The organism is Pseudomonas sp. 203-8, from assembly GCF_020708595.1.
Lineage (GTDB): Bacteria > Pseudomonadota > Gammaproteobacteria > Pseudomonadales > Pseudomonadaceae > Pseudomonas > Pseudomonas aeruginosa.
Genome location: NZ_JAJFDF010000009.1, coordinates 22810 through 32988, shown reverse-complemented (window position 1 = coordinate 32988; position 10179 = coordinate 22810). Strand labels below are relative to the sequence as shown.

Sequence of the window (10179 nt, the reverse complement as noted above, 5' to 3'; positions counted from 1 at the left end):
TCTTCCTATCGCCGCGCTCAGCCGCGCGGCTCGTTGCGAGTGGCGTTGTCCTTGGACGCCGCCACCTTCGGTGGTTCGCTGTCGCCGACCGACTGCCGCAGGCGCGCGAGGGTGGCCAGGGTGTCGGCGCTGGCCATCTCGACCTTCTGCGGATCCACCTGCATGCCCGGGCGGACCCGCTGCAGGCCATTCACGACGATCCGGTCGCCCTTGCTCAGGCCGCTGCGGACGATGCGCAGGCCCTCCAGCTTCGGTCCCATCTCGACGGTGCGGTAGACGGTCTTGTTGTCGCCATCCAGGACCAGCACGAACTTCTTGCCCAGGTCGGTGCCGACCGCTTCGTCCTTGATCAGGGTGGCGGCGTAGGTCTTGCTGCCGACCAGCTTCAGGCGCACGTAGAGGCCCGGGGTGAACTCGCCCTTGGCGTTGTCGAACACGGCGCGGCCGCGGATGGTGCCGGTACGCGGGTTGACCTGGTTGTCGAGGAAGTCCAGCCGGCCCAGGTGCGGGTTGCCGTCCTCGCTGCTCAGGCCGAGGTACACCGGGCTCTCGCTGCGCGTGTCGCGACCGGCCTGGCGGGCCAGCTCGACGTACTTGAGGAACACGCGCTCGTCGGCGTCGAAGTAGGCGTAGACCTTGTCGGTGCTGACCAGGGTGGTGAGCAGGGTCTCCCCGGAGTTGACCAGGTTGCCGGCGGTGACCTCGGCGCGGCTGACGCGACCGTCGATCGGCGCGGTGATCCGGGTGAAGCTCAGGTTCAGGCGCGCCGCGTCCAGTTGCGCCTGGGTCGCGGCGACCGCCGCCTTGGCTTCCTGGGCGGCGGTGGTGCGGGCGTCGGCGAGTTCCGCGGAGATCGCGTTGCTGGCGCGCAGGCGTTCGCCGCGCTGGGCTTCGTTGACGCTCCGCGCCTGGGCCGCGCGGGCCTGTTGCAGCTGGGCTTCGAGGCGCTTGACCTCGGCCTCGAACGGGCGCGGGTCGATCTGGAACAGCAGGTCGCCTTTCTTCACCAGTGCGCCTTCATGGAAGGCCACGCGGTCGATGTAGCCCGACACCCGCGGGCGCAGCTCCACCGACTCCGGGGCCTCCAGGCGGCCGGTGAATTCGTCCCACTCGTTCAGCGGTTGTTCGATGACTTCGGCGACGCTGACCTTGGGCGCCGCCATGCCTTGGGTGGTTTCCGGGGCCTTGCCGCAGGCGCTCAGGACCAGTACGGCCGCGAGTGCGAGGGGGTAGCGCCAGGAGAAGTGGGATGACTGTTCCATGCTTGACTCCGCCAGTCGGTTTTTCGGGATTGGCGAAGTCTGCGGGCTGCTCCGGCAGGGAACTAATCGAACGACGAGATTTTGATTATCACGAACAGTGATACATGGTTTTTCGTTTTCTGTAACAGTCGATGGTTATGGACAGTGCTTTCGATGGAATAAGCCGCACACCCGCGGCGCGCGATCGATTTTCCCGTTGCGACGCCTCGTGCGGGTAGCTGCCGGAGGGCTCAGAGACTGTCCGGATCGCCGATGAACATGCTGATCCGCGAGCGCAGCCAGCGTTCGGCCGGATCGTTGTCCTGGGCGCCGCGCCAAGCCATCGACAGTTCGAAGGCGCGGGTCTCGAACGGTGGGTCCTCGGCGCGTAGGCCGCCGGCGGCGATCAGCGCCTGGGCGGCGTAGTCGGGCACGGTGGCGATGATGTCGGTGCCGGCCAGGAGGGTGCCGAGGCCGTTGAACTGCGGCACCGCCAGGACCACCTTGCGTTTGCGGCCGAATTTTTCCAGCTCCTCGTCGACGAAGCCGCTGAGGTCGCCGGCGAAGGACACCAGCGCGTGCGGTCGCGCGCAGTAGTCGTCGAGGGTCAGCTGGCCGGGCGCGGAGTCGGCGCGGAGGATCTTCGGCTTGCTGCGGCGCACGGTCTTGCGCTTGGCGTTGGCCGGCAGTTCGTCGGTGTAGCTGACGCCCACCGAGATCTCCCCCGAGGCCAGCAGGTTCGGCATCAATAGATAGTTGGCGCGGCGCACGACGAGGACGATCCCCGGCGCCTCCGCGCGCAGGCGGCGGAGCAGGGGCGGCAACAGGCCGAACTCGACGTCGTCGGAAAGGCCGATGCGGAACACCGCGGTGCTGGTCGCCGGATCGAACTCGCTGGCGCGACTCATGGCGGTGGAGATGGAATCCAGCGCCGGCGACAGGTGGGCGAAGATTTCCTGGGCTCGCGCGGTGGGCTCCATGCTGCGTCCGGTACGGACGAACAGCGGGTCGTCGAACAGCGTGCGCAGGCGCGACAGCGCGGCGCTGATGGCCGGCTGGCCGAGGAACAGTTTCTCTGCGGCGCGGGTCACGCTGCGTTCGTGCATCAGGGTCTCGAACACGATCAGCAGGTTCAGATCGACGCGGCGCAGGTCGTTTCGGTTCATGGCGTTCCTCGTTTCCAGGGGCTAGAGGCTGCAACCGCGGGGGCTCGCCGTCAAGCCTTGCGTGCGAGACGGGGCGGGGCCTGGCGAGGTGCCGGAGGGGCATAGGATCACTGACAGGCATAGCCATTATCAATAACGACGGGTGGTTTTGTCAGGCATGGGCGGATACAGTCACAACCCATGAGGTTATTCACCCCGTGATGCACTGCAGAGGTTTGCGATGTCCCGAGTGATCCGTTTTCATCAGTTTGGCCCGCCAGAGGTCCTCAAATGCGAAGAGCTGCCGACCCCGGCGCCGGCCGCAGGGGAAGTCCTGGTGCGTGTCCAGGCGATCGGCGTGAGCTGGAAGGATGTGCTCTGGCGTCAGAACCTGGCCCCGGAGCAGGCTGCGCTGCCGTCCGGTCTCGGCTTCGAACTGGCCGGCGAGGTGCTGGCGGTCGGCGCCGGCGTCGGCGACCTGCCGCTGGGTTCCCGCGTGGCCAGTTTCCCCGCCCATACCCCCGATCATTATCCGGCCTATGGCGACGTGGTGCTGATGCCACGCGCGGCCCTGGCGGTCTACCCCGAGGTACTCACCCCGGTGGAGGCCAGCGTCTACTACACCGGCCTGCTGGTGGCCTATTTCGGCCTGGTCGACCTGGCCGGGTTGAAGGCCGGGCAGACCGTGCTGATCACCGAGGCGGCGCGCATGTACGGACCGGTCTCGATCCAGTTGGCCAAGGCTCTCGGCGCGCGGGTGATCGCTTCCACCAAGTCCGCCGAGGAGCGCGAGTTCCTCCGCGAGCAGGGCGCCGACAAGGTGGTGGTGACCGACGAGCAGGACCTGGTCCTGGAAGTCGAGCGCTTCACCGAGGGCAAGGGCGTCAATGTCATCCTCGACGAATTGGGCGGCCCGCAGATGACCCTGCTCGGCGATGTCTCCGCCACCCGCGGCAAGCTGGTGCTGTATGGCTGCAACGGCGGCAACGAGTCGGCGTTCCCGGCCTGCGCCGCGTTCAAGAAGCACCTGCAGTTCTACCGCCACTGCCTGATGGATTTCACCGGTCATCCGGAGATGGGCCTGGAACGCAACGACGAGTCGGTGAGCAAGGCCCTCGCGCACATCGAGCAACTGACCCGCGATCGCCTGCTCAAACCGGTGGTCGACCGGGTATTCGAGTTCGACCAGGTGGTCGAGGCGCATCGCTACATGGAAACCTGTCCGAAGCGTGGCCGGGTGGTGATCCACGTCGCCGATTGAGGACGACCCGCAGCGAAAGAGCCCGGCCAGCGAGCCGGGCTTTTTCGTGGGCGCGGTTTCAGATCCACAGATCGTTGACGGCCGTCCGCTCGCCGCCCTGGTCGCCGGTGTTGCGCACGCCGCAGGGCTCCACCAGGAGCATGCGCACCTCGCCCTCGGCGAACGGCTTGTGCTCCACGCCGCGCGGCACCACATACATCTCGCCGGGGCCCAGGTGCACCGCGCCGTCGCGGAAATCGATGCGCAGGCGACCGGCGAGGACGATGAAGGTCTCGTCGGTGTCGGCGTGGCTGTGCCAGACGAAGTCGCCTTCGATCTTCACCAGCTTGAACTGGTAGTCGTTCATCTGGGCGATCACCCTGGGTTGCCAGCGGTCGTCGAACAGGGCGAGCTTGGCGGCGAAGTTGATCGCTTGGGTTGTGCTGGTGGACATCGGTGCGCTCCGGTGGTTGGTCTCTGGCGCCAGGGTAGGCGGCTACGGAGCGGGCGGTCTTGGATGATCGTGCAACCTGGCTAGGCGCGGCCGAGCATACGCAGCCAGCGTGCCGGCGGCAGGCCGTAGCTCTGGCCGAAATGGCGGGTCATGTGGCTCTGGTCGGCGAAACCGGCGGCAAGCGCGGCTTCGGCCAGCGTCTGGCCGCCGAGCATCAGCCGGCGGGCGATGTCCAGCCGGCGCTGGATCAGGTAGCGGTAGGGGCTGGTGCCGAACAGCGCGCGGAAATCGCGCGACAGGCTCCAGCGTTCGCGCTGGGCGACCTGCGCCAGTTCGTCGAGGCCCAGCGGGCGCTCCAGGTGCGCGTGGATGTACTGCCGGGCGCGCTCGGCGGCGACGAAGTCGAAGTGGCGCCTGCCGCGCGCCCGGTTGCCGGCCACGGCGTCGAGGGCGTGGGCCAGTTCGAACAGGGCGTCCTGTTCTTCCAGCGGCTCCAGCGGGGTATCCATGGCCTGTAGCAGGGCCCGGCTGGCGGCGATCAGGCGCGGGTCGTCGGACAAGCACCCGCGCACGAACGGCAGCGGCCGGCCGCCGAGGGCCTGCTGGATCAGCGCCGGCTCGACGTAGAGCATCCGGTAGCGGAACCCTTCCTGGCTGCCGGCCTCGCCGTCGTGCAGCTCGTCGGGATGCAGCACCAGGCAGCCGCCCGGCAGGCTGTGGCGCTGGCTGCGGCGATAGCGGAAGCTCTGCACCCCGGCCAGGGTCTGGCCGATGGCATAGGTGTCGTGGCGATGCGGATCGTAGCCGTGGCCGGCGAAGTAAGCCTCGATGCGTTCCACCGCACCGTGTTGCGGGGCGCGTCGAACCCAGTCGCGGGGCGTATTGGCGTGGCTCATGGGGAAAGGCTCGTGGCGCGGAAGGTTCAGGCTAGCGCTTCGTTGGCGCGACTGGAATAGCCGGACGGCGTCTCGCCGAATACTGTGCGGAAGGCACTGGCGAAGCTGCTCGGGCTTTCGTAGCCGAGCGACCAGGCGACCTCGCCGACCGCCTGGCCCGCTGCCAGCCGTTCGACGGCCGCGTGCAGTCGCGCCAGTTGCCGCCATTGCGCGAAGCTCATACCGGTCTCGGCGCCGAACAGCCGGCTCAGGCTACGGCTGCTGAGGCCCGCCCAGCGTGCCCATTCGGCCGCCGGCCGCGGATCGCCGGGGTTGGTCAGCAATGCCTCGGCGATCCTGCGCAGGCGCGAATCCCCCGGATAGGGCAGGCGGGTCCGCTGGGGCACGGCGTGGCGCAGTTCGTCCAGCAGCACGCGCAGCAGGTTCTCGCGTTCGGTGCTCCAGGCGGAGCCGGTCGGCCAGCGGGTGGCGCGTTCGACGATCAGCGCCACGAAAGCCGAGCAGGCGAGCACGCCGGGGTGCCGGGGCAGGTCGCGGCAGTGTTCGGCGGCGAGGTAGGCGCTCCAGCCCGCCAGGCTGCCGTGGGAGTGCGCCGAGTGTGGGTGACCCGGTGGGATCCAGGCGATCTGGCGCGGAGGCAGGGCCTGGCGGCCATGCTCGTCCTCGACCACCAGAAGGCCGCGCTCCAGGCAGTAGAGCTGGCCGCAGGCATGGCGGTGGGAGGCCGTGCGGCTGGCTGCGCGGTCGATGCGCAGGGCGAAGAGCGGGACGGGCAGGGGTTCCGGAAGCATTTGGCGGAAAAGCGACGATGATTGGCTCGGGATGGATAATAGGCCATTCGACTGCGGATGTAGCCTGGCGGCTCATCATTCTTGCCTGGAGCACGCCATGAAAGCCGAAGACATCCTTCCCGACCGACAGGACCGCATCCGCCTGGGCGGCGTGGAGATACGCAAGGGCAGCGTCGGCGCGTTCATCGCCAACGCCCGGCTGCTGCTTGAGGAGGAACTGCCCGCGGCGCAACGGCGGCAGGCTGAAGAAGACCTGCGCGCCCTGCTGCCGGCGATCCGGGCACTGGGGCTGCTGGAACTCTTCGAACTGCGCGACGCGCGACTGCGGACGCTGGTGGCGGATTGGGAAAACGCCGCTGGCCGCTCCTGAGAGCGGCACACGGGCACTGGAGGTATCAGTCGTCGATGCAGCTTTCGATCAGGCGTTGCAGGGCTTCGCGCTCACTGACCGGCGTGCGCATCGGCATGTGCGCGAGGCTGCCGTCGCGGCGCTCGATGATGTACTCGGTCTCGAAGTGCAGGGTGCAATCCTCGAGGCTCACATAGGTGACGCCATAGGTCGGGGCCTTGCGGGAGCGGGCTGAGAGCATGGATGCCTCCTTGGGCTCATTTCTTCTCGCTGGTCGATGCGGGCGCGCTGGCCTGAACCGGGCGAGTAGGGGTCACTGCATTGCTGTAGAACGCGGAAGCGGCGAAGTAGCTGGCGAGGGCGCTGAAGCTGGACATGATCGGTTCTCCTGAGGAAGGGTGGGCGTCTGCCCTTGGAGAGCATGTTTGCCCAGCGGGAGAACCGGCAGAAGTAAAAAGCCTGCATGGTGTATATCGAGCGCGGTGATGGATCAAGCGACCCCCTCCAGCCTTGCGACTGTTCGCCGGTGTTACCATATGACGTGTTTTTTTCTCAGGAATTCCCATGGCCAAGCGTGGACGCCCCTGCGGCTTCGATCGTGAACAGGCATTGCGCCGGGCGCTCGACGTGTTCTGGGAGGCCGGCTACGAAGGCGCGACCATGGCCGCGCTGAAGGAGGCCATGGGTGGCATCTGCGCGCCGAGCATGTATGCCGCCTATGGTTCCAAGGAGGCGCTGTTCCGTTCGGCGGTGGAACTCTACCTGAGCCAGGAATGCCAGCTTTCCAAGGGCGCCTTCGCCCTGCCGACGGCGCGCGAGTCGATCGCCGCGCTGCTGGAAAGCGCCGCCGTCAGCTACACCACGGAAGGCAAGCCGCGCGGTTGCCTGGTCGACCTCAGCACGACCAATTTCTCGCCGGCCAACAAAGGCGTCGAAGACTACCTGCGCGATCACCGGCGGCGCGCCGCGCGCCTGCTGCGCGAGCGTTTCGCACGAGGCGTGGCCGACGGCGACGTGCCGGCCGGAGCCGATCTCGACGCGCTCACCAGTTTCTACAGCAGCGTGCTTCAGGGCCTGTCGATCCAGGCCCGCGACGGCGCCAGCCGCCAGCAGTTGCTGGCCATCGGCCGCTGCGCGATGGCGGCCTGGGATTCCCTGCTGGCGGTCGAGGCCGCCTGACGCCACAGCGCGCCTTGACTGGAAAAAGCCCATGGATTCTCCGTGGGCAAAAACTATAACGCGTGATATAGAATTGATCCAAACCCCGGGCGAGGTCCTTCCGCGCGTGTCTCGCGCCCCGGCCATCGCCCGCTGCCGATTGGAGCTTTCATGACAACGCTTGCTGATATTCCCCTGTCCATGCTCGACCTGGTGCCGGTGCGCACCGGCGGCAGCGTGGCCGAAGCCCTGCACAACTCCCTGGACCTGGCGCGCCATGTGGAGCGCCTGGGCTTCAACCGTTTCTGGCTGGCCGAGCACCACAACATGGATGGCATCGCCAGCTCCGCCACCGCGCTGCTGATCGGCCATATCGCCGGCGGCACCTCGCGGATCCGCGTCGGCTCGGGTGGGGTGATGCTGCCGAACCATGCGCCGCTGGTGGTGGCGGAAAACTTCGGCACCCTGGAGACGCTCTACCCGGGCCGCATCGACCTCGGCCTTGGCCGCGCCCCCGGCGCCGACCAGGCGACCATGCGCGCCTTGCGTCGCGACCGCCTGGGCAACGGCGACGACTTCCCCGAGCAGGTCGCCGAGCTGGAAATGCTGCTCGGCCCGCGCCGTTCCCAGCAGAGCCTGCTGGCGGTGCCGGGCGAGGGTACCCAGGTGCCGATCTGGCTACTCGGTTCGAGCCTGTTCAGCGCTCACCTGGCGGCGCAGAAAGGCTTGCCCTATGCCTTCGCTTCGCATTTCGCACCGCGTTACCTGCACGAGGCGCTGCGCATCTACCGCAGCAACTTCCAGCCCTCGGCGGTACTCGACAAACCCTACGCGATGATCGGCGTGCCGCTGATCGCCGCACCTACCGACGAAGAGGCCGAGTTCCTCGCCACTACCGCCTTCCAGCGCGTGCTGGCGCTGATCCGCGGCGAGAGCCTGAAACAGAAGCCGCCGGTGGAAAGTATGGCGCCGTTGTGGCTGCCCCACGAGCAGGATGCGGTCGGCAGCTTCTTCGGCCTGGCGGTGATCGGCGGTCCGGAGAAGGTTCGTGCGCGTCTGGAGATCCTCCTGGAGCAGACCGGCGCCGACGAGCTTATCTTCACCAGCGACTTCTACGAGCACGCCCATCGGCTGCGCTCTTGCGAAATCGTCGCGGGGCTGAAAGGGGCGTGATCCGGGGCCTGTAGGGAAAATGATGTAGACCTGCGTGCGGTAGGGTCTTTCGGCGATAGGTTTTTTGGTTCTAAACTTAGAACTAAAAACAATAAGCCAGAGAGGAACCCTGCCATGCCGGTTGCACACCGACTGCTGTTTTCATTGACCGCCTTGCTGGCGGCGACGGCCCAGGCCGCCGTCGACGGCCAGAAACTCTACACCCAGGGCGGCGCCAACCCGGCCGCCGCGGCCTGCGTCACCTGCCACGGCGCCGATGGCATGGGCCTGGCCGCCGCCGGCTTTCCGCGCCTGGCGGGCCTTCCCGCCGCCTACCTGAGCAAGCAGCTGCACGACCTCAAGCAGGGCGGCAGTCGCGAGCACCCGGTGATGAAGGGCATAGCCGATGCTCTCGGCGACGACGAGATCCAGGCGCTCGCCAATACCCTCGCGGCAATGCCGGCGCCCAAGCCGGTGGAGCTGTCGCGCGTGGCCACCCCGCGCAGCCCCGGCGAGACTCTGGCGGTGCGTGGCGCCTGGGAGCGCAACATTCCCGAGTGCGTGACCTGTCACGGTCCGGCCGGCAGCGGCGTGGGGGAGGCCTTCCCGCCGTTGCAGGGGCAGGGCGAGATGTACCTGAGCAACCAGTTGCGCGCCTGGCAGCTTGGCACTCGCCGCAACGACCCGAACGATCTGATGGGACATATCGCCAAATCCCTCAGCGAAGAGGAGATCCGCAGCGTCAGCCAGTTCTTCGCCACCCTCGGTCAGGCAGGAGGCCAGCCATGAACATGCCGTCGATCCTTTCCCTGGTCGTCGCCGGCCTGTTGGTCGCTCCCGTCCACGCGGCAACGGCGCCCTCGGAGCCGTTCCAGCCGCCGGCGGAAAGCAGCCTCCCGGACAACGCCTTCGGCGAAATGGTCCGCCAGGGCCAGGCGTTGTTCGTGGAAACCCGGAAGAACGCGCCGCATCTGGTCGGCAACCAGCTCAACTGCGTCAACTGCCATCTCGACCAGGGCCGCCGGGCCAACTCCGCGCCGCAGTGGGCGGCCTATCCGGTCTATCCGGCGTTCCGCGCCAAGAACAACAAGGTCAATACGTTCGCCGAGCGCCTGCAGGGCTGTTTCCAGTTCAGCATGAACGGCAAGGTGCCGGCGGCCGACAGCCCGGAGATCAAGGCCCTGACCGTCTACGCCTATTGGCTGGCGAGCCAGGCGCCGACCGGGGTCAGCCTGCCCGGACGCGGCTATCCGGACGTGGCCCCGCCGGAAGGCGGCTACAGCATCGAGCGCGGCGCCAAGGTCTATGCCGCGCAGTGCGCGATCTGCCACGGCGCCGACGGCCAGGGCCAGATGGCTCTGGGGCAGACGGTGTTCCCACCGCTGTGGGGCGCGCAGTCCTTCAACTGGGGCGCGGGCATGCACCGCATCAACACCGCGGCCTCCTTCATCAAGTACAACATGCCGCTGGGCAAGCCCGGTACCCTCAGCGACCGCGACGCCTGGGACGTCGCCGCCTTCATGAACAGCCACGAGCGCCCGCAGGACCCGCGCCTGGTGGACGGTTCGGTGGAGAAGACGCGGCAGAAGTTCCATGCCAACGACGGCGTCAACCTGTACGGACAGAAGGTCAACGGCGTGCTGCTGGGACAGGGAATCTGACCCTCGTGGCCTGGCGTCCGCAGGACGGAGACCCGGTCCGGCGGAAGCAGCTCGGCGCGGGGGTAGGGCGGATAACGCCAACGGCGTTATCC

Annotated in this window: 13 protein-coding genes; 6 read left to right on the top strand and 7 right to left on the bottom strand. The window is 67.6% G+C overall.

Features of this window, described 5'->3' with window-relative positions:
• Positions 1-17 precede the first annotated feature (17 nt).
• Together mexE and mexT are read right to left on the bottom strand one after the other, a co-directional pair.
• Positions 18-1262 carry a multidrug efflux RND transporter periplasmic adaptor subunit MexE gene (gene mexE / locus LJF27_RS21035; protein WP_003103549.1) on the bottom strand — a complete coding sequence of 415 codons (1245 nt, stop codon included), beginning with the start codon at positions 1260-1262 and terminating at the stop codon, positions 18-20.
• A 230-nt stretch (positions 1263-1492) separates the two neighbouring features.
• The gene (gene mexT, locus LJF27_RS21030; protein WP_003089829.1) at positions 1493-2407 is read right to left on the bottom strand and encodes a multidrug efflux system transcriptional regulator MexT; all 915 of its coding nucleotides are present in this window, start codon (positions 2405-2407) and stop codon (positions 1493-1495) included.
• Between the two features lie 220 nt (positions 2408-2627).
• On the opposite strand from mexT, the gene mexS reads away from it, so the two are divergent.
• Positions 2628-3647, top strand: a complete 1020-nt coding sequence (mexS, locus tag LJF27_RS21025) for an oxidoreductase MexS (protein WP_003103552.1) — start codon at positions 2628-2630, stop codon at positions 3645-3647.
• Positions 3648-3705: 58 nt separating this feature from the next.
• Here the strand turns inward: mexS and LJF27_RS21020 are convergent, their stop codons facing one another.
• From LJF27_RS21020 to LJF27_RS21010, 3 genes are all read right to left on the bottom strand, one after another.
• Complete coding sequence (locus LJF27_RS21020; protein WP_003089825.1) at positions 3706-4080, bottom strand: cupin domain-containing protein; 375 nt, start codon at positions 4078-4080, stop codon at positions 3706-3708.
• Between the two features lie 80 nt (positions 4081-4160).
• On the bottom strand, positions 4161-4976 hold the full coding sequence (locus tag LJF27_RS21015; RefSeq protein WP_023116907.1) for an AraC family transcriptional regulator: 816 nt from the start codon (positions 4974-4976) through the stop codon (positions 4161-4163).
• A 26-nt stretch (positions 4977-5002) separates the two neighbouring features.
• Positions 5003-5767: an AraC family transcriptional regulator gene (locus LJF27_RS21010; RefSeq protein WP_003116877.1), complete on the bottom strand. Its 765-nt coding sequence runs from the start codon at positions 5765-5767 to the stop codon at positions 5003-5005.
• A gap of 97 nt (positions 5768-5864) precedes the next feature.
• Here LJF27_RS21010 and LJF27_RS21005 point away from each other — a divergent pair, with 97 nt between their 5' ends.
• Entirely contained in the window at positions 5865-6137 is a 273-nt protein-coding gene (locus LJF27_RS21005; RefSeq protein WP_003089816.1) for a hypothetical protein, read from the top strand.
• 25 nt (positions 6138-6162) lie between these two features.
• On the opposite strand, the gene ptrC is transcribed toward LJF27_RS21005, so the two are convergent.
• Both ptrC and LJF27_RS30465 read right to left on the bottom strand, forming a co-directional pair.
• Positions 6163-6357, bottom strand: coding sequence for a type III secretion system co-regulatory protein PtrC (gene ptrC, locus LJF27_RS21000; protein WP_003089814.1), 195 nt, complete (start codon positions 6355-6357; stop codon positions 6163-6165).
• Between the two features lie 16 nt (positions 6358-6373).
• A complete protein-coding gene (locus LJF27_RS30465; protein WP_003116878.1) occupies positions 6374-6493 on the bottom strand; it encodes a PA2485 family small membrane protein in 120 nt (39 codons plus the stop codon).
• A 187-nt stretch (positions 6494-6680) separates the two neighbouring features.
• Here LJF27_RS30465 and LJF27_RS20995 point away from each other — a divergent pair, with 187 nt between their 5' ends.
• The 4 genes from LJF27_RS20995 (at position 6681) to LJF27_RS20980 (ending at position 10087) form a co-directional block, all read left to right on the top strand.
• On the top strand, positions 6681-7295 hold the full coding sequence (locus LJF27_RS20995; RefSeq protein ID WP_003089808.1) for a TetR/AcrR family transcriptional regulator: 615 nt from the start codon (positions 6681-6683) through the stop codon (positions 7293-7295).
• Positions 7296-7445: 150 nt separating this feature from the next.
• On the top strand, positions 7446-8447 hold the full coding sequence (locus tag LJF27_RS20990; RefSeq protein WP_003089806.1) for an LLM class flavin-dependent oxidoreductase: 1002 nt from the start codon (positions 7446-7448) through the stop codon (positions 8445-8447).
• Positions 8448-8561: 114 nt separating this feature from the next.
• Positions 8562-9215, top strand: coding sequence for a c-type cytochrome (locus LJF27_RS20985; RefSeq protein WP_003113296.1), 654 nt, complete (start codon positions 8562-8564; stop codon positions 9213-9215).
• Positions 9212-10087 (top strand): c-type cytochrome, encoded by an 876-nt coding sequence (locus LJF27_RS20980; RefSeq protein ID WP_003089801.1) that lies wholly within the window; start codon positions 9212-9214, stop codon positions 10085-10087. The genes LJF27_RS20985 and LJF27_RS20980 overlap by 4 nt, the downstream gene beginning before the upstream one ends.
• The last annotated feature ends 92 nt before the right edge of the window (positions 10088-10179 follow it).

Bases quoted from the DNA above. Each gene is read 5' to 3' on its own strand.
- mexE (WP_003103549.1), bottom strand. From the start codon at position 1,262: ATGGAACAGTCATCCCACTTCTCCTGGCGCTACCCCCTCGCACTCGCG.
- LJF27_RS20990 (WP_003089806.1), top strand. From the start codon at position 7,446: ATGACAACGCTTGCTGATATTCCCCTGTCCATGCTCGACCTGGTGCCG.
- LJF27_RS21015 (WP_023116907.1), bottom strand. From the start codon at position 4,976: ATGAGCCACGCCAATACGCCCCGCGACTGGGTTCGACGCGCCCCGCAA.
- LJF27_RS30465 (WP_003116878.1), bottom strand. From the start codon at position 6,493: ATGTCCAGCTTCAGCGCCCTCGCCAGCTACTTCGCCGCTTCCGCGTTC.
- LJF27_RS20995 (WP_003089808.1), top strand. From the start codon at position 6,681: ATGGCCAAGCGTGGACGCCCCTGCGGCTTCGATCGTGAACAGGCATTG.
- mexT (WP_003089829.1), bottom strand. From the start codon at position 2,407: ATGAACCGAAACGACCTGCGCCGCGTCGATCTGAACCTGCTGATCGTG.
- mexS (WP_003103552.1), top strand. From the start codon at position 2,628: ATGTCCCGAGTGATCCGTTTTCATCAGTTTGGCCCGCCAGAGGTCCTC.
- LJF27_RS21005 (WP_003089816.1), top strand. From the start codon at position 5,865: ATGAAAGCCGAAGACATCCTTCCCGACCGACAGGACCGCATCCGCCTG.
- ptrC (WP_003089814.1), bottom strand. From the start codon at position 6,357: ATGCTCTCAGCCCGCTCCCGCAAGGCCCCGACCTATGGCGTCACCTAT.
- LJF27_RS20985 (WP_003113296.1), top strand. From the start codon at position 8,562: ATGCCGGTTGCACACCGACTGCTGTTTTCATTGACCGCCTTGCTGGCG.
- LJF27_RS21010 (WP_003116877.1), bottom strand. From the start codon at position 5,767: ATGCTTCCGGAACCCCTGCCCGTCCCGCTCTTCGCCCTGCGCATCGAC.
- LJF27_RS21020 (WP_003089825.1), bottom strand. From the start codon at position 4,080: ATGTCCACCAGCACAACCCAAGCGATCAACTTCGCCGCCAAGCTCGCC.
- LJF27_RS20980 (WP_003089801.1), top strand. From the start codon at position 9,212: ATGAACATGCCGTCGATCCTTTCCCTGGTCGTCGCCGGCCTGTTGGTC.